The organism is Pseudomonas sp. TMW22080, assembly GCF_022496745.1.
GTDB classification, from domain to species: Bacteria; Pseudomonadota; Gammaproteobacteria; order Pseudomonadales; family Pseudomonadaceae; genus Aquipseudomonas; species Aquipseudomonas bubulae.
The window spans coordinates 722,182-743,641 of record NZ_SCFF01000002.1; the positions used below are offsets into that span (position 1 = coordinate 722,182).

At 59.7% G+C, this 21,460-nt stretch carries 19 protein-coding genes; 15 read left to right on the top strand and 4 right to left on the bottom strand.

What is annotated here, in order from left to right:
- Positions 1-3 precede the first annotated feature (3 nt).
- The 4 genes from EQV96_RS09720 to EQV96_RS09735 all read left to right on the top strand — a co-directional run bounded on the left by EQV96_RS09720 (position 4) and on the right by EQV96_RS09735 (position 5,102).
- Positions 4-966 carry a type II secretion system F family protein gene (locus EQV96_RS09720; RefSeq protein ID WP_095001733.1) on the top strand — a complete coding sequence of 321 codons (963 nt, stop codon included), beginning with the start codon at positions 4-6 and terminating at the stop codon, positions 964-966.
- A gap of 204 nt (positions 967-1,170) precedes the next feature.
- The gene (locus EQV96_RS09725; protein WP_095001847.1) at positions 1,171-2,511 is read left to right on the top strand and encodes an aromatic acid/H+ symport family MFS transporter; all 1,341 of its coding nucleotides are present in this window, start codon (positions 1,171-1,173) and stop codon (positions 2,509-2,511) included.
- 25 nt (positions 2,512-2,536) lie between these two features.
- Positions 2,537-3,799 (top strand): gallate dioxygenase, encoded by a 1,263-nt coding sequence (locus EQV96_RS09730; RefSeq protein ID WP_095019332.1) that lies wholly within the window; start codon positions 2,537-2,539, stop codon positions 3,797-3,799.
- A 55-nt stretch (positions 3,800-3,854) separates the two neighbouring features.
- Positions 3,855-5,102, top strand: coding sequence for an OprD family porin (locus EQV96_RS09735; protein ID WP_095001731.1), 1,248 nt, complete (start codon positions 3,855-3,857; stop codon positions 5,100-5,102).
- Here the strand turns inward: EQV96_RS09735 and EQV96_RS09740 are convergent.
- Entirely contained in the window at positions 5,081-6,295 is a 1,215-nt protein-coding gene (locus EQV96_RS09740; RefSeq protein WP_095001730.1) for a LysR family transcriptional regulator, read from the bottom strand. The two genes, EQV96_RS09735 and EQV96_RS09740, sit on opposite strands and share 22 nt — an antisense overlap.
- Positions 6,296-6,451: 156 nt before the next feature.
- Between EQV96_RS09740 and galB the strand changes: the two genes are divergently transcribed.
- The 5 genes from galB (at position 6,452) to nadA (ending at position 11,014) form a co-directional block, all read left to right on the top strand.
- Complete coding sequence (galB, locus tag EQV96_RS09745; protein WP_240881906.1) at positions 6,452-7,186, top strand: 4-oxalmesaconate hydratase; 735 nt, start codon at positions 6,452-6,454, stop codon at positions 7,184-7,186.
- Positions 7,183-7,899: a 4-carboxy-4-hydroxy-2-oxoadipate aldolase/oxaloacetate decarboxylase gene (locus EQV96_RS09750; RefSeq protein ID WP_095020913.1), complete on the top strand. Its 717-nt coding sequence runs from the start codon at positions 7,183-7,185 to the stop codon at positions 7,897-7,899. Before galB ends, EQV96_RS09750 begins: the two co-directional genes overlap by 4 nt.
- 2 nt (positions 7,900-7,901) lie before the next feature.
- Positions 7,902-8,978: a 4-oxalomesaconate tautomerase gene (locus tag EQV96_RS09755; RefSeq protein WP_095001727.1), complete on the top strand. Its 1,077-nt coding sequence runs from the start codon at positions 7,902-7,904 to the stop codon at positions 8,976-8,978.
- A 76-nt stretch (positions 8,979-9,054) separates the two neighbouring features.
- Positions 9,055-9,741, top strand: a complete 687-nt coding sequence (locus tag EQV96_RS09760; protein WP_240881908.1) for a type 1 glutamine amidotransferase domain-containing protein — start codon at positions 9,055-9,057, stop codon at positions 9,739-9,741.
- A 214-nt stretch (positions 9,742-9,955) separates the two neighbouring features.
- Positions 9,956-11,014: a quinolinate synthase NadA gene (gene nadA, locus EQV96_RS09765; RefSeq protein WP_095001725.1), complete on the top strand. Its 1,059-nt coding sequence runs from the start codon at positions 9,956-9,958 to the stop codon at positions 11,012-11,014.
- 39 nt (positions 11,015-11,053) lie between these two features.
- Here the strand turns inward: nadA and EQV96_RS09770 are convergent, their stop codons facing one another.
- Positions 11,054-12,484 (bottom strand): M48 family metalloprotease, encoded by a 1,431-nt coding sequence (locus EQV96_RS09770; protein WP_095001724.1) that lies wholly within the window; start codon positions 12,482-12,484, stop codon positions 11,054-11,056.
- 120 nt (positions 12,485-12,604) lie between these two features.
- Here EQV96_RS09770 and EQV96_RS09775 point away from each other — a divergent pair, with 120 nt between their 5' ends.
- Complete coding sequence (locus EQV96_RS09775; protein ID WP_095001723.1) at positions 12,605-12,844, top strand: sulfurtransferase TusA family protein; 240 nt, start codon at positions 12,605-12,607, stop codon at positions 12,842-12,844.
- A gap of 86 nt (positions 12,845-12,930) precedes the next feature.
- Positions 12,931-14,001 (top strand): AI-2E family transporter, encoded by a 1,071-nt coding sequence (locus EQV96_RS09780; protein ID WP_095001722.1) that lies wholly within the window; start codon positions 12,931-12,933, stop codon positions 13,999-14,001.
- Positions 14,002-14,070: 69 nt separating this feature from the next.
- On the opposite strand, the gene acnB is transcribed toward EQV96_RS09780, so the two are convergent.
- On the bottom strand, positions 14,071-16,671 hold the full coding sequence (gene acnB / locus EQV96_RS09785; protein WP_095001721.1) for a bifunctional aconitate hydratase 2/2-methylisocitrate dehydratase: 2,601 nt from the start codon (positions 16,669-16,671) through the stop codon (positions 14,071-14,073).
- A gap of 406 nt (positions 16,672-17,077) precedes the next feature.
- On the opposite strand from acnB, the gene EQV96_RS09790 reads away from it, so the two are divergent.
- Positions 17,078-17,548: a DUF1289 domain-containing protein gene (locus EQV96_RS09790; protein WP_095001720.1), complete on the top strand. Its 471-nt coding sequence runs from the start codon at positions 17,078-17,080 to the stop codon at positions 17,546-17,548.
- Between the two features lie 4 nt (positions 17,549-17,552).
- Here EQV96_RS09790 and EQV96_RS09795 read toward each other — a convergent pair whose 3' ends face one another.
- A complete protein-coding gene (locus EQV96_RS09795; protein WP_240881916.1) occupies positions 17,553-18,416 on the bottom strand; it encodes a universal stress protein in 864 nt (287 codons plus the stop codon).
- 220 nt (positions 18,417-18,636) lie between these two features.
- Here EQV96_RS09795 and miaE point away from each other — a divergent pair, with 220 nt between their 5' ends.
- The 3 genes from miaE (at position 18,637) to EQV96_RS09810 (ending at position 21,452) form a co-directional block, all read left to right on the top strand.
- Positions 18,637-19,245 carry a tRNA isopentenyl-2-thiomethyl-A-37 hydroxylase MiaE gene (gene miaE, locus EQV96_RS09800; protein WP_095001718.1) on the top strand — a complete coding sequence of 203 codons (609 nt, stop codon included), beginning with the start codon at positions 18,637-18,639 and terminating at the stop codon, positions 19,243-19,245.
- Between the two features lie 261 nt (positions 19,246-19,506).
- The gene (locus EQV96_RS09805; protein ID WP_095020911.1) at positions 19,507-19,980 is read left to right on the top strand and encodes a MarR family transcriptional regulator; all 474 of its coding nucleotides are present in this window, start codon (positions 19,507-19,509) and stop codon (positions 19,978-19,980) included.
- Positions 19,977-21,452, top strand: coding sequence for an efflux transporter outer membrane subunit (locus EQV96_RS09810; protein WP_095001716.1), 1,476 nt, complete (start codon positions 19,977-19,979; stop codon positions 21,450-21,452). Before EQV96_RS09805 ends, EQV96_RS09810 begins: the two co-directional genes overlap by 4 nt.
- Positions 21,453-21,460 lie beyond the last annotated feature (8 nt).

Below are 21,460 nucleotides of genomic sequence, written 5' to 3' on the forward strand. Positions count from 1 at the left end.
GACATGAACTATTTACTCGAACTGATCAACCGGATGGTGGGTAACGAGCAACTGACCCGCATGCTGTTTGCCGGGCTTATCGGCCTGAGTGTGGTGTTGGTGGTGGTCACCCTGGCGGTGCTGGTCAAGGGCCTGCAAAGCCCGGTACAGCGGCGCTTGATGTTGATCAAGCGCGGGCATGGTGTCGACCACCGGGCGCCGCCGAGCAATCTGCAAATGATGCTGGAGCAGGTCGGGCAGCGTTTCAGCTCCGGTGAGACCCGGGGGGCATCGGCCACCCGGACCCTGCTGATCCATGCCGGTTATCGCTCGCCGTCTGCGGTGCAGGTGTACTGGGCGATTCGTCTGCTGCTGCCACTGCTGCTGATGGGTATTGCGCTTCTGGCATTGCCGTTTATTCCCAACATGTCGCTGCTGCTGGGGGGCGGCATCCTGGCAGTAGCGCTCGGGGTGGGCTGGTTGATACCGGCGATCTATGTCAGCTCACGCAAGAAGTCGCGCATGTCGCGGTTGCTCATTGCCTTCCCGGATGCCCTCGACCTGATGGTGGTGTGTGTGGAATCGGGCCTGGCCTTGCCCCAGGCTATTGAACGGGTGGCCGAGGAAATGGCCGTCAGCCAGCCTGACCTGGCCATGGAACTGGCGCTGGTCAACGCCGAGGTGCGTGCCGGGGTGCCCAGTACTGAGGCGCTCAAGCACCTGGCCGAGCGTACCGGGCTGGAAGATATTCGCGGGCTGGTGAGCTTGCTGGCACAAAGCATTCGCTTTGGTACCAGTGTGGGGACGACCCTGCGGATTTATGCTGAAGAGTTTCGCGATCGGCGCACCCAGCTGGCTGAAGAAAAGGCCGCCAAAGTCGGTACCAAGCTGGTGTTTCCACTGATCTTCTGCCTGTGGCCGAGCTTTTTCCTGGTGGCCATCGGGCCTGCGATCATCAGTGTGTTCAAGGTGTTCGGCAAGATTTAAGTAGAAAAGCAAGGCGGTACGCACGAACGTGTGGAACACCTGATAAGAAAAATCGATACCCGCTTAAGGATTTCCCAGAGGCGGGGCAGGCATCGGCGGCCTTAGAGTCATGCCCAACAGTTCGACTGTTGGGCATGACTTTTTTTGGCCTGCGCTTATGCCAGTGCCAGTCGCAATTTCTACAAAAATAATAAGGTGGAAAACATGACTCACGAAACGGTCGATATCAAGGCCTGGATCGATGACAGGCCCGTCGCCAAATACCAGTGGTTGATTCTTGCACTGTGCTTTTTCGTTGTGTTGTTCGATGGTTTCGATGTGGCGGTGATGGGCTTTGTCGCACCGTCACTGATCCAGGAATGGGGCCTGTCACGCGCTGCTTTCGGCCCGGTGATGAGCGCGGGAATGGTCGGGCTGGCCATTGGCGCCCTGACTGCGGGGCCATACGCCGACCGTCTGGGGCGCAAGAAAATCATGCTGTTTGCCGTGACCGGGTTTAGCGTGCTGAGCCTGGCCTGCGCTTTTGCCCGTAATCCCTATGAGTTGGCAGCCCTGCGCCTGCTGACCGGGGTGGCGCTGGGGGCGGCGTTGCCCAATACCACCACACTGCTGGCTGAATACTTGCCGGAACGCAACCGCTCGCTGTTTATCACCATCATGTTCACCGGTTTCAATATGGGCTCCGGACTCGGCGGCTTTGTCGCAGCCTGGTTGATCCCGAGCCATGGCTGGCAGTCGGTGCTGCTGTTTGGCGGAATCATGCCGCTGCTGCTGTTGCCGTTCCTGTGGTTGCTGCTACCCGAATCCGCACGTTTTCTGGCGGCCCATAATGCCTCGGCCAGCCAGATTGCCAAGGTGCTGAACAAGCTGGGCGGCACTTTCACTGCCGCCACCCGGTTTGTCATGTCCGAACCCCAGGTGCAGCACAAAGCGCCAGTGCGCATGCTGTTCACCAGGCAGTACCGCTTCGGCACGCTGGCTCTGTGGTTGACCTATTTCATGGGCCTGTTGGTGATCTACCTGACCATGGGCTGGATGCCGACCCTGCTGCGTGACGGTGGTTTGTCCATCGAGCGTGCCGCCACCATCACCGGGCTGTTCCAGATCGGCGGCACGGTGGGTGCCATCGTGGTGGGCTGGGCAATGGACCGACGCAATCCCAATGCCGTGATCGCCACCTCCTATGCCCTGGGCGGTGCCTTTATCCTGCTGCTGGGGGCATTCAGCCTGGAGTCCAGCCTGCTGGCCGTGGGCGTGATTGCCGCAGGCTTTTGCATGAGCGGAGCGCAAACCGGTCTTAACGCTTTTGCGCCGGGCTACTACCCGACCGACTGCCGCGCTACCGGCGTGAGCTGGATGTTGGGCATTGGCCGTTTTGGCGCGATTTTCGGCTCGCTGATCGGCGGTGCGGTGCTCAGCCTGGGGCTGGACTTACCGTTACTGTTCGCGATGCTGGCGGTGCCGGCCTTTATCGCTGCGTTGGCAATCATGGGCAATGGCCGGGCACGGCAACGGGCTGTCAGCCGTGCGGTGCTGGCGCAATAAACTCTTATTATTCAAGGAATTCGTCATGGCTCGCATCATAGGTGGCCTCGCTGTATCACACACCCCGACCATCGGCTTCGCCGTTGATCACGACAAACAGAACGAGGCCGCCTGGGCACCAATATTTGATGGTTTTGAACCCATCAAGGTGTGGCTGAAAGAGCAGCAGCCGGACGTGCTGTTCTACATTTTCAATGACCATGTGACGTCGTTTTTTTTCGACCACTACGGTGCGTTTTCTCTGGGGGTGGATGAGCGTTACGAAGTAGCCGACGAAGGCGGAAATCCGCGCGCGTTACCGGGAGTCGGCGGGCATGCGGCCCTGTCCCGGCATATCGGCGAAAGCCTGATGGCCGATGAATTCGACATGAGTTTTTTCCGTGACAAACCGCTGGATCACGGTTTCTTTTCGCCCATGTCGGCGCTGCTGCCCCACGAGCCGCACTGGCCGGTGCAAATCGTGCCGCTACAGGTCGGCGTGTTGCAGTTCCCCATTCCCAGTGCGTTGCGCTGCTACAAGCTGGGGCTGGCGCTGCGCCGCGCCATCGAAAGTTATCCAGAGGATTTGAAGGTCGCCATCGTCGCCACCGGCGGGGTTTCCCACCAGGTGCATGGGGAGCGTTGCGGCTTCAACAACCCGGAGTGGGATGCGCAGTTTGTCGACCTGCTGGTCAATGATCCGGTGCGTTTGACTGAAATGACCCTGGCCGAGTTTGCCACCCTTGGCGGCCTGGAGGGGGCAGAGGTCATTACCTGGCTGATCATGCGCGGTGCGTTGTCGGCTGTGGTGAAAAACCTGCATCAGGATTACTACCTGCCGTCCATGACCGGGATTGCCACCCTGTTGCTGGAGAACCAGGATCGCCCGGTGCCGGCCGAGGTCAATGCCCGTCATCGGGCACATATGCAGCACCAACTGGCAGGGATCGAGAAGTTGCCAGGCACTTACCCCTTCACCCTGGCCCGCAGTGCCAAGGGCTATCGCCTGAACAAGTTTTTGCACCGCATGATCGAGCCCGAATGGCGCCAGCGCTTTTTGGCCGGGCCTGAGGCGATGTTTGCCGAGTCCGGGCTCAGCGAAGAAGAACGTGACCTGTTGCGTCGTCGCGACTGGCGCGGGTTGATCCACTACGGAGTGATTTTCTTTGTGCTGGAAAAACTCGCGGCGGTATTGGGTATTCCCAATCTGCAGGTATATGCCGCCATGCGCGGCGAAAGCCTGGAAGACTTTATCCAGACCCGCAATCAGCAAGTGCTCTATTCAGTGGCGGGCAAAGCTTCGCGCTGATCGTGTTGCCCCCGCAAAGGGGGCGATTAACCAATACAAACGGAAAACAATAACAATGACTGTCACCCTCAACTCACGCAATTTCTGCGCGTTGGCGCTTGCCTGTGCGTTGCCTTTACCAGGCCAGGCGGCCGGCTTTGTCGACGATGCCAGCGTCAACCTGAACCTGCGCAATTTCTTTATCAACCGCAATTTTACCAACCCGGGCAATGCCCAGGGGTTGGCTCAGGAATGGACCCAGAACTTTATTCTGGACGCCAAGTCGGGTTTTACCCAAGGCACTGTCGGCTTCGGGGTGGATGCGCTGGGCCTGTATTCGATCAAGCTCGATGGCGGCAAGGGCAGTGGTGGCACCCAATTGTTGCCGGTGGGCAGTGACGGGCGCCCGGCTGACGATTTCGGGCGTCTGGCGGTGGCCGGGAAAATGAAAATCGGCAAGACCGTGCTCAAAGTGGGGGAGTGGATGCCGGTGCTGCCGATCCTGCGTTCCGATGATGGTCGCTCACTGCCACAAACCTTTGAAGGCGCTCAGGTAACCTCGCAGGACTTTGATGGCCTGACACTGTACGGCGGCCAATTCCGCAAAAACAGCCCGCGTAACGACTCGAGCATGGACGACATGTTTATGCAGGGCAAAGCGACGGTTACATCCGATCGCTTCAACTTTGTCGGCGGCGAATACACCTTCAACGAAAAACGCACGATGGTCGGCTTGTGGAATGCCGAGCTCAAGGACATCTACCAGCAGCAATACCTGCAAGTGACCCACAGCCAGCCGCTGGGCGACTGGACGCTGGGGGCCAACCTGGGTTACTTCCGGGGTACCGAAGAGGGCAGTGCCAAAGCCGGCAACCTGGATAACCGCACGGTGTCGGCGCTGCTTTCGGCCCGTTATGGCGGCAACACGTTCTATGTGGGCCTGCAAAAGGTCAGCGGTGATGACGGCTGGATGCGGGTCAATGGCACCAGCGGCGGAACCCTGGCCAATGACACGTACAACTCCAGCTACGACAGTGCCCGGGAGAAGTCCTGGCAGTTGCGCCACGACTACAACTTTGCGGCGCTTGGGGTGCCCGGCCTGACGTTGATGAACCGCTATCTCAGTGGCAGCAACGTGCATACCGGCACCATCACAGATGGCAAGGAATGGGGGCGTGAAACCGAGCTGGCCTACACCCTGCAGAGTGGCACGTTCAAAGACCTCAACCTGCGCATCCGCAACTCGACGATACGCCGCGACTACAGCACCAGCGAGTTTGATGAAAACCGTCTGATTGTCAGCTATCCGTTGAATATTCTCTGACTTCGGGTTATTTCACGGATCACGTCCATCAACGCCTGCGCCACCGGTGAGTGCAGGCTGGCGGTGCGTGAGGTCAGGCCGATGGCGCGGGAGGTATGGCGCAGTTCCAGCGGCAGGATGCACAGCTCGCCACTGGCGATTTCAGGCTCCAGTTGGTGTGCGGACACCGCCGCGAGCATGTCCGAGCGCAGCAGCAGGCCGCGGATGATCGCCATGTCGCCGCTCTCGACCGCCGGGCGCGGCGGCGCAATGCCAAATGCCGTAAAACAGTCGTCGAGCATATGTCGCGCCGGCGAGCCGGCCCGTGGCAGTACCCATTGCGCATCAGCCAGTTCGGCCTGCAAGGCACTTTTCGAATACAGCGGATGACCGCGTCGCGCCAGCACCACCATCTCCTCCGTCAGCAAGGCCTCGCCCGACAGGTCGCTGGCGTACGCTGTCGAGCGCAAGGCGCCGAAAATAAAATCGACATCGCCCGCGCGCAACTCGGTGGCCAGCAGATCGAACGGACTTTCGTTGGTGATCACCTGGATGCCGGGGTGTTCGCGCATCAGGCGCACGATGGCCTCGGGCAGGATGCGGGTGCGGCCCAAGGGCAGGGCACCCACCTGAACCACACCCTGCAGCGCTCCCTGCAGGGCGCTGATATCGGTGTCGATATGGCGCAGTTCATTGAGGGCGCGGCGCACCGGGAACAGGATGTCGAGGCTGGCGCGGGTGGGCAGCAGGCCCCGTGGCGTACGTTCGAAGAGGGTTTGGCCGCAACCGCTTTCGAGCACCTTGAGGGTCGAGCTTATGGCCGGCTGGCTCAGCCCGAGCAGGCTGGCGACGGTCTGCATATGGTGGGTTTCGCACAGTTTGACAAAGACTTGCAGGCGTCGGGCCTGAAACAGGTACAGCGGCTCGTTCTGGGCTTTGTCTGCACCGTTGAGCAGCTGCGGGACGCTGTCCAGTTCGGCCAGCACGCGGCGGGCGCGAGGCAGCAGGCGGGTGCCGTAATCGGTCAGGCGCATGCCGTTGGCATGGCGCTCAAACAACAGCACGCCGAGGCGAGCCTCCAGTTCGGAAATCGAGCGGGTCACGACCGACTGTGCCCGGAACAGGGCTTCAGAGGCTTTGGACACACTGCCGTAGTCGGCCACCCGGACAAAGGCGCGCACGTGCATCAGGCTGGGTAGCTCACTCGGCTGCATGGGGGCAGGCTCTTTGATTGGGCAATACGGTGGGACTATGCCTGCCTGGAAGATGAGCTGGCAATAAATAAAACGCATACCTGTAACAAGCTTATGCATTACTCCGGGGCGGCAGGTGGGTGCGATCCTTTGGCCAACTGTTGAAGGAGCCCGCACATGAATGCATCACCCAAAACCGCACTGGTTGTCAGTGCCCACTCGGCCGATTTTGTCTGGCGCGCCGGCGGTTCCATCGCCTTGCATGCGCAACAGGGTTATGCGGTGCACATTGTTTGCCTGTCGTATGGCGAGCGCGGTGAATCCGCCAAGTTGTGGCGCAAAGGCGAGATGAGTGAACAGCGGGTCAAGCAGGCGCGCCGCGAGGAAGCACAGCAGGCCGCGGATATTTTGGGCGCCAGCGTCGAATTCTTCGATATCGGCGACTACCCGATGCGCGCCGACAAGGACACGCTGTTTCGCCTGGCTGATGTGTTTCGCCGCGTGCAGCCGGAGTTTGTGCTCAGCCATTCGATCAAGGACCCGTTCAACTACGATCATCCGCTGGCCATGAACCTGACCCAGGAGGCACGCATCATTGCTCAGGCCGAAGGTTACCGGCCGGGCGAGAGAATCATCGGGGCACCACCGGTGTACAGCTTCGAGCCGCATCAGCCGGAACAGTGCGAGTGGCGCCCGGATGTGCTGCTGGATATCACCGATGTGTGGGACAAAAAATACGCGGCCATTCAATGCATGGCCGGTCAGGAACATCTGTGGGAGTACTACACCCGTGTTGCTTTGCAGCGCGGGGTGCAGGCCAAGCGCAACGTGGGTATCGCCTCGGGGCGCAATATCGAGTATGCCGAGGGTTACCAGAGCATCTTCCCGCGTGTGACGGAGAACCTGGCATGAGCGAACTGATGGGTAAAACCGGCCTGGTCGTGCGCAATATCCCCCGTGCCGACGCGGCGCTGGTCAACGAACTGGGACGCTACGGGGTGGCCACGATCCATGAGGCCCAGGGCCGCAAAGGCCTGTTGGCCCCTCGCATCACACCGATCCAGCGCGGTACGGTGATCAGCGGCACGGCAGTGACAGTGCTGGTAGCGCCAGGGGATAACTGGATGTTCCATGTTGCCGTGGAGCAATGCCAACCCGGCGACATTCTGGTGGTGGCACCGACTTCACCTTGTACCGACGGTTATTTTGGCGATCTGCTGGCCACCTCGCTCAAGGCCCGTGGTGTGCGTGCACTGATTATCGATGCGGGAGTTCGCGACACCCATACCTTGCGTGGCATGGGCTTCCCGGTGTGGTCGCGGGCCATCAGTGCCCAGGGCACGATCAAGGAAACATTGGGCTCGGTGAACCTGCCGATCATCTGCGCCGGGCAACTGGTCAACCCTGGGGATGTGGTGGTGGCGGATGACGACGGGGTAGTGATTGTGCGCCGCGTCGAGGTGGCGAAGGTGGTCGAGGCCAGCCGCGAGCGGGCTGATCTGGAAGACCACAAAGCCCTGCGCCTGGCCAAGGGCGAGCTGGGGCTTGATATCTATAACATGCGCGGGCGGCTGGCCGAGAAAGGCCTGCGTTACGTCGACAGCATTGAAGAACTCGGGGGCTGAGCATGACCCAGACCCGCATTCCTTGCCTGTTGATGCGCGGTGGCACCTCAAAGGGCGCGTATTTTCTGGCCAGCGACTTGCCCGCAGACCCGCTGTTGCGTGATCTCGTGCTGCTGGCGGTCATGGGTTCGCCGGACAGCCGGCAGATTGACGGCATCGGTGGTGCCGACTCGCTAACCAGCAAGGTTGCAATTATCCAGCCGTCTGCCCGGCCGGACGCTGATGTGGACTATCTGTTTGCGCAAGTGCTGGTGGATGAGCCGCGAGTCGACTACGGCCAGAACTGCGGCAATATCCTGTCCGGCGTCGGGCCGTTTGCCCTTGAGCGGGGGCTGGTGCCAGTGGCGGGGGATGTAACCCCGGTACGGATATATATGCAGAACAGCGGGCAGATCGCGATTGCCCATGTGCCCACATCTTCCGGCCGTGTCTGCTACAGCGGTGATGCGCGAATCGATGGTGTGCCGGGATTTGCCGCGCCCCTGGTCGTCGAGTTCGAAGACATCGCCGGGGCCAGCTGCGGTGCGCTATTGCCAACGGGTAACGCTGTTGATGTGCTGGACGGAGTTGCAGTGACCTGCATTGACAATGGCATGCCGGTAGTGTTGCTGCGGGCCCAGGAACTGGGATGCAGTGGCTATGAAAGCCCGGCACAGCTGGATGCGGACGTTGCGCTCAGAGCACGGCTTGAGTCGATCCGCATGCAGGCCGGTCTGGCCATGAACCTGGGTGATGTGCGCCAGCGTAATGTGCCGAAAATGTGCCTGGTGGCACCTGCACAGGCGGGGGGGGCGTTGTGTACACGTACATTCATTCCGCATCGCTGCCATACCAGTATTGGCGTATTCGGGGCGGTCAGCGTGGCTGCCGCGTGTTTGATCGAGGGGAGTGTGGCGGCAGGATTGGCCCGGGTAGGGAAGGGGGATGTGCGGCAACTTTCGGTAGAACACCCGACAGGAGAGTTCACGGTGGAGCTGCGTTTGCACCACGGCCAGTTGGCTGGGTGCGGGCTGATGCGCACGGCGCGGTTGCTGTTTGACGGGGTGGTGTGTGTGCCGGCGGCGGTCTGGGCAGGCTAGGACAAATGCGCGCTGGCGTGGTCTATGCTCTTGTTCCCACCGGTTTGCCGGTGTCCGCACAAACAGGAGGTTGACCATGAGCAAGAAGATTTTGGTGGTACTGACCAGCGTCGAGAAATACCCGAACCTTGATCGCGCCACAGGCTTATGGCTGGGCGAGGCCGTGCATTTTGTGCACAAGGTCGAGGCCGCAGGCTATGCCGTCGACTACGTCAGCCCGCAAGGTGGGTACACGCCGATCGACCCCCACAGCCTTGCCGCCGACATGGCGTCGCCGATTGACTGGCAGTGGTACCACAACAAAGCGTTTATGAGCCGGCTTGGGGCGACGCTGACGCCGGATCAGGTCAACCCGGATGACTATATCGCCATTTATTACGCGGGCGGCCATGGTGTGATCTGGGATTTTCCTGACAACGAGAAACTGCAAGCGCTCAGCCGTCATATCTATGAGCACGGCGGGGTGGTTTCGTCGGTGTGTCATGGCGCTGTGGGTTTACTGAATATCAAGCTGAGTAATGGTGAACTGCTGGTCAAGGGCAAGAAAGTCACTGGTTTTTCCAATGAAGAGGAAGACCTGGCCGGATTAAGCCAGCATGTGCCGTACCTGACCGAAACCGAGCTGGTGAAGCGCGGTGCCTTGTATCAAAAGGCCGGCACCCCATGGGCACCGTTTGCCATCGCAGACGGACGGCTGATTACCGGGCAAAACCCGGCATCGGGCGGGCCGGTGGCCGAGCTGGTACTGGCGGCGATTCAGTAAAATCCCCCGTTCTAAAGCCGATGCAGGCCCCTCAGCCTGCATCTACCTGCCTGATACCCACATTAAACTTTTGAATCCCAAGGATATTCTGTAGCCTTGTCGCGCTTCAGTGCTTGTCCGTGCCTGATACATACATTCTCCCAGCGGGGCTTGCCGGCCCGGAGCTGGTGGTACACTCGACTTTCGCGCAACAGCGCTTGCAGGTCTTGCGAACATGACGCAAATTTCTGAACGACTTCTGGTTCAAGCCCACCTTGATGCCAAGCAGCCCAAGCCGTTGACTGAGGCTCAAGCCCTCAGCCTGCGGGCGCAAATCGCGGCTGAACTTAAAGCCCGCGACGCGGTGCTGGTGGCGCACTTTTATTGTGATCCGGTGATTCAGGCCCTGGCCGAAGAAACTGGCGGCTGTGTCTCTGACTCCCTGGAGATGGCCCGCTTTGGCGCGGCTCACCCGGCCAAGACCATTCTGGTCGCCGGTGTGCGCTTTATGGGCGAAACCGCAAAAATCCTCACCCCTGAAAAACGCGTGCTGATGCCGACGCTGGAGGCCACCTGCTCGCTGGACCTGGGCTGCCCGGTGGAAGAGTTCTCCGCGTTTTGCGACAAGCACCCCGAGCGCACGGTGGTGGTGTATGCCAACACGTCGGCGGCGGTCAAGGCCCGGGCGGACTGGGTGGTGACGTCAAGCTGCGCGCTGGAAATCGTCGAAAGCCTGATGGATAACGGCGAAACCATTATCTGGGGGCCGGACAAGCATCTGGGCCGTTATATCCAGCGCCAGACCGGTGCCGACATGCTGCTGTGGGACGGTGCCTGCATCGTTCACGAAGAGTTCAAGTCCAAGCAGCTGGAAGACATGAAGGCGCTGTACCCGGATGCAGCGATTCTGGTGCACCCGGAGTCGCCAGAGTCGGTGATCGATCTGGCCGATGCCGTGGGCTCTACCAGTCAGTTGATCGCTGCGGCGCAGAACCTGCCGAACAAGACCTTTATCGTGGCCACCGATCGCGGCATTTTCTACAAGATGCAGCAGTTGTGCCCGGACAAGGTGTTTATCGAAGCCCCGACCGCGGGTAACGGTGCGGCGTGCCGCAGTTGCGCGCACTGTCCGTGGATGGCGATGAATACCCTGGAGCGCACGCTGGAATGCTTGCAGCAGGGCAGCAACGAAATCTTTGTCGACCCGGCACTGGTGCCCCATGCCATTCGCCCGCTCAAGCGCATGCTCGATTTCACCCAGGCAGCGCGGTTGAAGCTGGCGGGGAATGCCTGATTAGCAAACCCGCTCCCACAGGAACTGAGCCAGTCAGGCTCAGTTCATCATTTCCTTGAGCGCCCGTTCCTGATCCATCAACTCCCGCTTGCGAGCATCCAGGCGTGCCGACAGCTGAAAGTTGTTGGTCAGCTTCTGGGCGAAATCCAGCTGCTGGATGGCCTGGCGGTAATCCCCCACCAATGCGAAGTACTCCGCACGGGCCTGGTGCAGGCCGATGATATTGCCTGACAAACCTCGGGTCTCGGCAACCGAATACCAGACATCCGGGTCGTCGGGGCGGCTCTTGAGCAGCGCCTCAAGGGCCTTGTCGGCTTCCTTGGGATTATTCTGCTTGAGCAGCAAATCAACCCGGGCCTGATTGAGCGGGTAATTGCCCGGGTACAGGGTGCGCATCCGGTCGATACGTTGCTGGGCTTCGCTCAGGCGGTTGCTGTCCATGTCCAGCTCGATCTGTGCCAGGTTATAGGTGATGTCGTTGGGCGCCTTTTCCAGCAGTGGCTTGAGGGTCTCGCGGGCTTCGTTGAACTGGCTGCCTTTTATATAGGCAATCGCCAGGCCATAACGGGCTACGTTATTTTTCGGGTTTTCATCCAGTTGCTGGCGAAAGCGTTTGGCCGCCAGCCCCGGGGTTTCTTCGTAATTGAGTTGCACCCGGGCGCGGATCAACTGATAGCGCAGGCTGTCTTCAGTGCCGCCTGGCCGGGCCTGTTCCGCGCGGTTGCGGGTGTCGGCGATACGCGACTCGGTGACCGGGTGAGTCAGCAAAAATTCCGGCGGCCTGCCATCAAAACGGTACTGGCGCATCAGGCGCTCAAACATGGTGGGCATGGAGCGCGGGTCGTAACCGGCTTTCTCCAGGTTAAGAATGCCGATGCGGTCAGCTTCCTGCTCATTCTGGCGCGAGAAGCGTCGCTGCTCTTGCAGGGCCGCAGCCTGGGTGCCGGCAATCGCAGCGATGCCGGCATCTCCTGCGCCAGAGGCTGCAACGATGATCCCGGCGAGCAGCGCTGCCATCATCGGCAGTTGCATGCGCTGCTGGGCTTCCACGCCACGGGCAAAGTGGCGTTGGGACAAGTGGGCCAGTTCGTGGGCCATTACCGAGGCATATTCACCTTCGGTCTGGGCATTGAGGAACAGGCCGCCGTTAACCCCGATGATGCCGCCGGGTGCGGCGAAGGCGTTGAGCTGCGGGCTGTTGATCAGGATGAATTCCAGGCGGCGGTCCTGCACCTGGCTGGTTTCGACCAGTTTGTAGACACTGGTCTCGACGTAGTCCTTGAGCTGCGGGTCGTTGAGTTGTGACACCTGGCCGCGCAACATGCCCAGCCAGGCGCGGCCCAGTTGGTACTCTTGCTGTGGCGAGACAATGGACGAACTGGCGTCACCCAGAGACGGTAAATCGTCGGCGAAACTCGGTGATGCGAGCAGGCAAGCGAGCGTCAACAGGGTAGGGCGCAGAAAAGTCATGCACAAGGCTCTGGTCGGTAAAGCGCTTACTGTAGCTGGACACTTGGCTGGCGACCAGTGGCGGGGTTGCTTGGGGTATTCTAGCCCGCATAAAAAAAGCCCTCTGTGGAGACGTATGCAATGACTGATGTGCTGGCCCATGATGCCGAACTGGATGCTGCCGGGCTCAATTGCCCGCTGCCACTGCTCAAGGCCAAGATGGCGCTTAACAAAATGGGCAGTGGCCAGACCCTCAAGGTGATTGCCACCGATGCCGGCTCACAACGGGACATTCGTACCTTCGCGCGCCTGGCAGGCCATGAATTGCTGCGTGAAGAAGTAGATGCTGGCACTTATCGCTACTGGTTACGCAAGGCCTGAGCCTGCTTGACCTCGCTGTGGGAGCGAGCCTGCTCGCGAATGAATCGCTGCCGCAGAAGCGCTGCACTTTCTTTTAAGGAATATCGATGTTCAAGGTTTTACGTGGTTGGGTGCAGCGCTATTTCTCTGATGAAGAAGCGGTGGTGCTGGCGGTGTTGCTGGTGTTGGCTTTCACCGCCGTACTGACATTGGGCGGCATGCTGGCGCCGGTGCTGGCGGGCATGGTGCTGGCGTATTTGATGCAGGGCCTGGTGGTTGCACTGGAACGCATGCGGATGCCGGCCGCGGCGGCAGTCGGGCTGGTGTTTGCGCTGTTTATGGGGCTGTTGCTGGTGTTTCTGGTGGTGGTAGTGCCTTTGCTCTGGCATCAGTTGATCACCCTGTTCAACGAGCTGCCGGGCATGCTTGCCAAGTGGCAATCGTTGTTGCTGTTGCTGCCTGAGCGCTACCCTCACCTCGTGTCGGATGAGCAGGTGTTACAGGCCATCGAAGTTGCACGGGGTGAAATCGGCAAGTTCGGGCAACTGGCACTGACCTTTTCGCTGTCCAGTTTGCCGCTGCTGGTCAACATCATGATTTATCTGGTGCTGGTGCCGATCCTGGTGTTTTTCTTCCTCAAGGACCGCGCGGTGATTGGCCGTTGGGTGCGGGGTTATTTGCCCCGTGAACGGGCATTGATTACCCGCGTGGCTGAAGAAATGAACCGCCAGATTGCCAATTACATTCGCGGCAAGGTGATCGAGATCATCATTTGTGGCGGCGTGACCTATATCGCCTTTGTCACCATGGGCCTCAATTATGCGGCCTTGCTGGCGCTGCTAGTGGGGGTTTCGGTAGTGGTGCCCTATGTCGGGGCGGTGGTGGTGACGGTGCCGGTGCTGCTGATTGCGCTGTTCCAGTGGGGCTGGAGCGATCAGTTTATCTACCTGATGGCGGTCTACGGGATCATTCAGACCCTGGATGGCAATGTGCTGGTACCGCTGCTGTTCTCCGAGGCGGTGAGCCTGCACCCGGTGGCGATCATTTGCGCGGTGCTGTTGTTTGGCGGTTTATGGGGGTTCTGGGGGATATTCTTTGCGATCCCGCTGGCGACCTTGTTCAAGGCCGTGCTCGATGCCTGGCCGCGCGAGCAGCAAGTCGTATCACCGCTGCTGTAAATCACTGAACGCCAGACATGAAAAAGCCCCGGCTCGTAAGAGTCGGGGCTTTTTCGTTACTGCATCAGCTTACGCTTGAATAACCGGGATATTGGCATTGGCTGCCGCTTCACGGAATTCGGCGATCTGATCAAAGCTCAGGTAGCGGTACACGTCCGCAGCCATGGTGTTGATCTCTGCCGCGTAGGCCATGTATTCCTCAACGGAAGGCAGGCGACCCAGGATCGAGGCAACCGACGCCAACTCGGCCGAAGCCAGGTAAACGTTCGCGCCGTCACCCAGACGGTTCGGGAAGTTACGGGTCGAAGTCGACACAACAGTCGAGTTCGGCTCTACACGTGCCTGGTTACCCATGCACAGCGAGCAGCCCGGCATTTCCATGCGCGCGCCAGCTTTGCCGTAAATACCGTAGTAGCCTTCTTCGGTCAGTTGGTGAGCGTCCATCTTGGTCGGCGGCGACAGCCACAGACGGGTTGGCAGCTGGCCTTTGACCTTGTCCAGCAACTTGCCCGCAGCGCGGAAGTGGCCGATGTTGGTCATGCACGAACCGATAAACACTTCGTCGATTTTCTCGCCAGCAACGCTGGACAGCAGACGGGCGTCATCCGGGTCGTTTGGCGCGCAGAGCACAGGCTCTTTGATGTCAGCCAGATCGATTTCGATAATGTGCGCGTATTCGGCGTCAGCATCGGCTTCCATCAGCTCAGGGTTGGCTACCCAGGCTTCCATCGCTTGAGCACGACGCTCGAGGGTACGTGCGTCGCCGTAACCTTCACCGATCATCCAGCGCAGCAGGGTGATGTTGGAGTTCAGGTATTCGGTGATCGACTCTTTGGACAACTTGATGGTGCAACCGGCTGCCGAACGTTCTGCCGAAGCGTCGGACAGTTCGAAGGCTTGCTCGATGCTCAGGTTGTCCAGACCTTCGATTTCCAGGATACGACCCGAGAATTCGTTGATCTTGCCTTTCTTCTCTACCGTCAGCAGGCCTTTCTGGATAGCGACGTAAGGAATGGCGTGAACCAGGTCACGCAGGGTGATGCCCGGTTGCATTTCGCCCTTGAAGCGAACCAGAACCGATTCCGGCATATCCAATGGCATTACGCCAGTAGCTGCGGCGAACGCCACCAGGCCCGAACCGGCCGGGAACGAAATGCCCATCGGGAAACGGGTGTGGGAGTCACCACCGGTACCGACGGTATCCGGCAGCAGCATGCGGTTCAGCCAGCTGTGGATGATGCCGTCGCCCGGACGCAGGGAAACACCGCCGCGGGTCATGATGAAGTCAGGCAGGGTGTGGTGGGTGGTCACGTCGATCGGCTTTGGATAAGCCGCGGTGTGGCAGAACGACTGCATCACCAGATCAGCGGAGAAGCCCAGGCACGCCAGGTCCTTCAGTTCGTCACGGGTCATAGGACCGGTGGTGTCCTGAGAACCTACGGTGGTCATCTTCGGTTCGCAGTAAGTGCCTGGACGAACGCCAGTCACGCCGCAAGCCTTGCCGACCATTTTCTGCGCCAGGGTGAAACCCTTGGTGCTTTCAACCGGTGCTTCAGGCTTCTTGAACAGGTCGGTAGGGCCCAGACCCAGCTCGGCGCGAGCCTTCTCGGTGAGGCCGCGGCCGATGATCAGCGGAATACGGCCGCCAGCGCGTACTTCGTCCAACAGAACCGGGGTTTTCAGTTCGAAAGTGGTGATGACTTCGTCAGTACCGTGCTTGCAGACTTTGCCTGCGTGCGGGTACAGGTCGATCACGTCGCCCATGTTGATGTTGGAAACATCAAATTCGATTGGCAGTGCGCCAGCATCTTCCATGGTGTTGTAGAAGATCGGAGCGATTTTGCTGCCGAAGCAGAAACCGCCGGCACGCTTGTTCGGTACATAAGGAACGTCGTCGCCGAAGAACCACAGTACGGAGTTGGTTGCCGACTTGCGCGACGAACCGGTACCGACTACGTCACCGACGTAAGCGATAGGGAAGCCCTGGCCGCGCATTTCTTCGATTTGCTTCATCGGGCCGATGGAGCCTTGCACGTCCGGCACGATACCGTCACGGGCCATTTTCAGCATGGCCAGGGCGTGCAGCGGGATGTCAGGGCGCGACCAGGCGTCCGGTGCCGGCGACAGGTCGTCGGTGTTGGTTTCGCCGGTTACCTTGAACACGCGCAGGCTGATTTTGTCAGCCAGGGTAGGGCGGTTCTTGAACCACTCGCCGTCAGCCCAGGACTGCACCACGGCTTTGGCGTGGGCATTGCCGTTCTTGGCTTTTTCTGCAACGTCGTGGAAGGCGTCAAACATCAGCAGGGTGTGCTTGAGTTGCTCGGCGGCAACCGGAGCCAGCTCCGCGTCGTCCAGCAGGTCAACCAGGGTCACGATGTTGTAGCCGCCCTGCATGGTGCCAAGCAGTTCAACAGCGCGTTTTTTGCTGATCAGCGGAGAGGTCGCTTCGCCTTTGGCAATCGCGGCCAGGAAGCCGGCTTTTACGTAAGCAGCTTCGTCAACACCCGGCGGAATGCGGTTGGTGATCAGGTCTACGAGGAATTCTTCTTCGCCGGCAGGCGGGTTTTTCAGCAGCTCAACCAGGCCTGCGGTTTGTTCGGCGTTAAGCGGCTGGGGAACGATACCCAGTGCTGCGCGCTCTTCGATATGTTTGCGGTAGGCTTCAAGCACAGTTATTACCCTCATCATTGGTCCCAAATGGGTGTCCGGGACGCTCATCCAGGAATGCCGAGCACTCATGCGCTGCGCGGCTTTATGAGCCGCTTGGCCAGAGTTTCAAGGATTCCCAACAGAAGCTGTTTTCAAAGTTTTACGCCTTCCGAACGGGGGAGATGATGAATGTCGGTGGGGGTATCTGCAGTGCAAACACCCCTCACCAACACCGTTCTTCGGGATCAACTGTGCTCGTGACGCTTTGAAAACAGCTTCTAACGGACATTGGCGCCTTAAAAGGCAGGCCGATTCTACGGTAAAAACTTGTTAAAGGTAAGTTAGGCCCTGAAGGTTGAGGGGTGATCTGCGTTAGACAAAGGGCTAACATGGCCACCTGTTTCGTTCTGCAGTGCTCTATTTCGCCATGTCCAATCAAACCATCAAGACCCCCTGCATAGGCCTTTGCTCAACGGTTTACGGCGACCTTGTGTGCCGTGGTTGCAAGCGTTTCCATCATGAAGTGATCAACTGGAACGGTTACAACGAGGAAGAAAAGCGTGCCGTGTGGCGTCGGCTCGAGCAGTTGTTGGTGCAGGTGATGGCCGGCAAGGTCGAAGTGTTCGACCGGGCCACGCTGCGTGACCAGCTGGTGGCGCGCAAAATCCGCTTTGTGCCTGCCCAGTCCGAGTATTGCTGGGCCTACCAGCTGATTGCCCGCGGGGCGCGGGTGATCAACCAGCTGGAGCTGTACGGCATGGTGCTGTTGCCGGAGTTTCGCGGCTGGCCGCTGACCGATCTGCGCGATGCCATTGATCGGGAATTTTTCCTCCTGTCCGAAGCGCATTATCAGCGCTATATCGCCCCGGGCTTTCTGAAGGATGCGTTTGGCGAGTAAGCGCTCAGAGCTTGCTCGCCAGTTGCTCCAGATGCTCGACGATGTCATCGGGCTTGAGCACCAGAATGTCGCTTTCCAGCTTGTCGATCACCACTTCGGCGGTATTGCCGATCAGGGCCCCGGAAAAACCGGTACGGGCGACGGTGCCCATCACGGTGACCACGGCGTCCAGGTTTTTGGCTACCCGCGGAATGATCACGTCCGCCGGGCCTTCTTCAATATGCAGGCGGCTGTCGTCAATTTCGCATTGTTGCTGGAAGACTTTACATTCTGCGCGGTAGGTCTGTTCCAGCTCGGTATCCAGCGGGTAGACCGCGTCGACTGTTGCGAGCATTGGCGCCGGGTGGGCGCTGACCACATGCAGTTCGGCATGGGCCATGCTGGCGATGCGAAAGCCGTGGTCGACAATGCTGGTATGCAGGGCCATATGCTCCGGGTCGTTATTGCCCACGTCGACGGCTGCCAGTATCTCGCCGTGCTCCCAGCTCTGTGCTGTTTTGGCCAGCAGCACCGGGCTTGGGCAATAGCGCAGCAGTTTCCAGTCTTCAGGGGTCAGCAGGACTTTTTTTAGCGGGTTGTCGGGCACATGCTGTTTGATCACCAGCCCGCAGTTGTGCGCCTGCTGCACTTTGATAATGGTGGCGTGCTGGCTTTCGTGCCAGGCCTGCTCGCTGCTCACACTGTAGGCTTCGCTTTTGAGGCTGCTTTCAAGCACGCTCAGCAGGGCTGAGTGGTCATTTTTTTTATCGCAGATCAATAGATGCAGATGCGCCTTGGTGTGACTGGCAATGTGCTTGGCCCGCTTGAGTGCGAGGCTTTCCATCAGGTGAGGCTCGATGACGACCAACAGGCTGTTAATGCTGTGCATGACCGGTGACTCCACATGTAATAGAAAAGGCGTGCATTCACTATAGTTGGTCGGCAGTTGAACCTGCGTTGATGCATATCAAGTTGTGTCGTTGGTGCTGCGCGCCGGGGCCCGTATAATCACCGGCTCGCCTCAATTCAGTCTTTGTGAGTCCCATGTCAGCAATTGTTCAAATCACTGCCGGTCTGCCGTGCAATTCCCAATGCCTGGGAGTGTGCGCGTGAATCTTCCTGAAATTCATGAGTTCCTGGGTTGCCGAACGCCTGACGGCTGGATTGCAGCGGCACTGGCTGATCAGGAAACCCTGCTGATCGATCACAAAAACTGCGAGTTCAAGGCCGCCAGCACGGCGCTGAGCCTGATCGCCAAATATCACTCCCATGTTGACCTGATCAATATGATGTCGCGTCTGGCTCGTGAAGAGCTGGTGCACCACGAGCAAGTCATGCGTCTGATGAAAAAGCGCAAGATCGAGCTGCGCCAGCTATCGGCCGGGCGCTATGCCTCGGCGCTGCGCAAGGTGGTGCGCAACCATGAGCCGGTCAAACTGGTGGATACCCTGGTGGTGGGGGCGTTTATCGAGGCCCGCAGCTGCGAGCGTTTCGAGGCGCTGGTGCCGCATCTGGACGAAGAGCTCGGCAAGTTCTACTTCGGTCTGCTCAAGAGCGAGGCCCGACATTTCCAGGGTTATCTGAAACTGGCCTACCAGTATGGCGACGCCAAGGATATCGCCCAGGTGATCGAGCGGGTGAGGGCGGCGGAGCAGGAGCTGATTGAGTCGCCGGATGTTGAATTCCGCTTTCATAGTGGTGTGCCGGCAGTTTCTTGAGTCTTCTGTAGATCTACTGTGGGAGCGGGCTTGCTCGCGATGCAGACGCTGCGGTCTGTCATGCAGGCAGGGCGATGCCCTCGCGAGCAAGCCCGCTCCCACAACAATCCCGCCATCATCTAGATAGTTGCTCTCTTAGGCACCGGTTTGCGTGCCCGCTGAAAAACCAGATAGATAGCCACCTAATAATCGGCTTGACATTAGCTGCCTAGACAGTAATATTTAGAAACATTACTGCCTAGGCAGCTTCCTGGTGCCCTGATGAAGCATTTTCACCCCGATAACTTTCAAAACTGCACCCTGGGTTTGCTCCTGGGGCGCACGGCCATGCTCAAAGACAAGATCATTGACCGCCATATGGAGCCTTACGGCATCACCGCGGCGCAGTTCAAGGTGCTGATCATCATGGCCCAGTTCGACGTCGACACTCCGGCTGAGCTTTGCCGCCATCTGTGCCTGGACAGCGGCTCGATGACGCGCATGCTCGATCGTCTTGAGCAGAAAAACCTGCTGGTGCGCCAGCGTTCCGAGGCTGACCGTCGCCAGGTGCGGCTGGTACTGAGCGAAGACGGCAAGGCCCTGGCAGGCCTTCTGCCGAAGGTCGGTGCCGATGCGATGAACCAGCTGGCCGGCGCCATCAGCCCGCAAGAACTGCAAAGCCTGGAACAGATCCTCAAGAAAATACTGTTGGCAGCGGGTGATCCCATCACTGTCATGCGTTTAGGTGAAAAATGAGCCACAAGACACTGCGTACAGGCCTGAGCCTGGTTTTTACGTCGATGCTGCTGGCCGGTTGTGCCAGCTACAGCGGGCTGAACACCGAGGGCGTGAGCCAGGACGGGAAAAACCTGGAAGCGGCCAGGACCCTTGCAGGCATTGCCGTCAGCCCGGCGGCATGGCCTGAAAAGGACTGGTGGAAGCGCCTGGGCGACACTCAACTGGATGGCTTGATCGAACAAGCGTTGCGCGACAGCCCTGATATGCAAATAGCGAGTGCCCGCGCCCATCAAGCAACGGCTGCAGCCGGGGCTGCAGATGCCGCACGCATGCCGACCCTGGATGCCGAGGCCGATGTTTCGCGTTCGCGCCTGTCGCGTTCCCAGGATCCGACCGGCCAGGGTGGCCGTTACGACACGCTACGCAACGCCAGCCTGACATTTAATTACACCTTCGACCTATGGGGCGGCCAGCGTGCGGCCTGGGAAGCGGCGTTGGGCCAGGCCCGCGCTGCCGAAGTCGACACTCAGGCCGCGAGCCTGACCCTGGCTGCCGATGTAGCGCGGGGGTATAGCAGCCTGGGACATGCCTTTATCGTGCGCGACCTGGCCAGGGATGACCTGGAACGCACCGGTAAAATGCTGGACCTGAGCAAGCGCCGCCTGCAAGCCGGTATCGACAGCCATTACCAGTACCAGCAAACCGAAAGCCTTGAGGCCAGCTCCCAGGAGCAGTTGATCAATGCTGAAAAACAACTCAAAAGTGCACGCATCGCACTGGCGGTGTTGTTGGGCAAGGGGCCGGACCGCGGGATGGATATCGCTCGCCCGAAAACCCTCGCCCCGGGCGCCGTGGCGTTACCGAGCAGCTTGCCAGCTGAACTGCTGGGGCGTCGCCCCGATCTGGTGGCTGCGCGCTGGCGGGTAGAGGCGGCGAGCAAGAATATTGCCGCCGCCCGGACGCGTTTTTATCCCAATCTCAATTTGAGTGCAGCGGCGGGAACCCAGTCGTTGCTGGGTGATGCGCTGTTCGGTTCTGCCAGTCGCTTCCTCAATATTGCCCCGGCGATTTCGCTGCCGATCTTTGATGGCGGGCGTTTGCGTGCCGGGCTGGACGCAGAGGACGCCAATTACGATCTGGCGGTGGCGCAATACAACAAGATCCTGGTCGGCGCCCTGGGCGATGTCAGTGACACCCTGGCGCAGTTAAGTGCCGTGGGCCAGCAGATAAGCGCCCAGCAACGGGCCACCCAGATCGCTCAGGAGTCGTTCGATACCGTCTTGCAGCGCTACGGCTCGGGTGTCGGCAACTACCTCGACGTGCTCAGCATCGAGCAGCAATTGTTGCAGGCGCAGCGCCAGCTGGCGGGCCTGAATGCCGAGCAGATCGACCTTTCGATTCAACTGATGCAAGCCCTGGGCGGCGGACTTGAGCCCGGCAATCCGGCTGCGGCCGCTCCCGCTGAAGCCCTCGCTGGCAGAATAATTTAGGTACCCGT

What these genes read in the sequence shown, in the direction of transcription:
- EQV96_RS09730 (WP_095019332.1), top strand. Translation starts at nt 2,537, where the DNA reads ATGGCTCGCATCATAGGTGGCCTCGCTGTATCACACACCCCGACCATC.
- galB (WP_240881906.1), top strand. Translation starts at nt 6,452, where the DNA reads ATGAATGCATCACCCAAAACCGCACTGGTTGTCAGTGCCCACTCGGCC.
- EQV96_RS09780 (WP_095001722.1), top strand. Translation starts at nt 12,931, where the DNA reads ATGTTCAAGGTTTTACGTGGTTGGGTGCAGCGCTATTTCTCTGATGAA.
- nadA (WP_095001725.1), top strand. Translation starts at nt 9,956, where the DNA reads ATGACGCAAATTTCTGAACGACTTCTGGTTCAAGCCCACCTTGATGCC.
- EQV96_RS09790 (WP_095001720.1), top strand. Translation starts at nt 17,078, where the DNA reads ATGTCCAATCAAACCATCAAGACCCCCTGCATAGGCCTTTGCTCAACG.
- EQV96_RS09755 (WP_095001727.1), top strand. Translation starts at nt 7,902, where the DNA reads ATGACCCAGACCCGCATTCCTTGCCTGTTGATGCGCGGTGGCACCTCA.
- EQV96_RS09795 (WP_240881916.1), bottom strand. Translation starts at nt 18,416, where the DNA reads ATGCACAGCATTAACAGCCTGTTGGTCGTCATCGAGCCTCACCTGATG.
- EQV96_RS09735 (WP_095001731.1), top strand. Translation starts at nt 3,855, where the DNA reads ATGACTGTCACCCTCAACTCACGCAATTTCTGCGCGTTGGCGCTTGCC.
- EQV96_RS09720 (WP_095001733.1), top strand. Translation starts at nt 4, where the DNA reads ATGAACTATTTACTCGAACTGATCAACCGGATGGTGGGTAACGAGCAA.
- EQV96_RS09750 (WP_095020913.1), top strand. Translation starts at nt 7,183, where the DNA reads ATGAGCGAACTGATGGGTAAAACCGGCCTGGTCGTGCGCAATATCCCC.
- EQV96_RS09775 (WP_095001723.1), top strand. Translation starts at nt 12,605, where the DNA reads ATGACTGATGTGCTGGCCCATGATGCCGAACTGGATGCTGCCGGGCTC.
- EQV96_RS09810 (WP_095001716.1), top strand. Translation starts at nt 19,977, where the DNA reads ATGAGCCACAAGACACTGCGTACAGGCCTGAGCCTGGTTTTTACGTCG.
- EQV96_RS09740 (WP_095001730.1), bottom strand. Translation starts at nt 6,295, where the DNA reads ATGCAGCCGAGTGAGCTACCCAGCCTGATGCACGTGCGCGCCTTTGTC.
- EQV96_RS09725 (WP_095001847.1), top strand. Translation starts at nt 1,171, where the DNA reads ATGACTCACGAAACGGTCGATATCAAGGCCTGGATCGATGACAGGCCC.
- EQV96_RS09760 (WP_240881908.1), top strand. Translation starts at nt 9,055, where the DNA reads ATGAGCAAGAAGATTTTGGTGGTACTGACCAGCGTCGAGAAATACCCG.
- EQV96_RS09805 (WP_095020911.1), top strand. Translation starts at nt 19,507, where the DNA reads ATGAAGCATTTTCACCCCGATAACTTTCAAAACTGCACCCTGGGTTTG.
- EQV96_RS09770 (WP_095001724.1), bottom strand. Translation starts at nt 12,484, where the DNA reads ATGACTTTTCTGCGCCCTACCCTGTTGACGCTCGCTTGCCTGCTCGCA.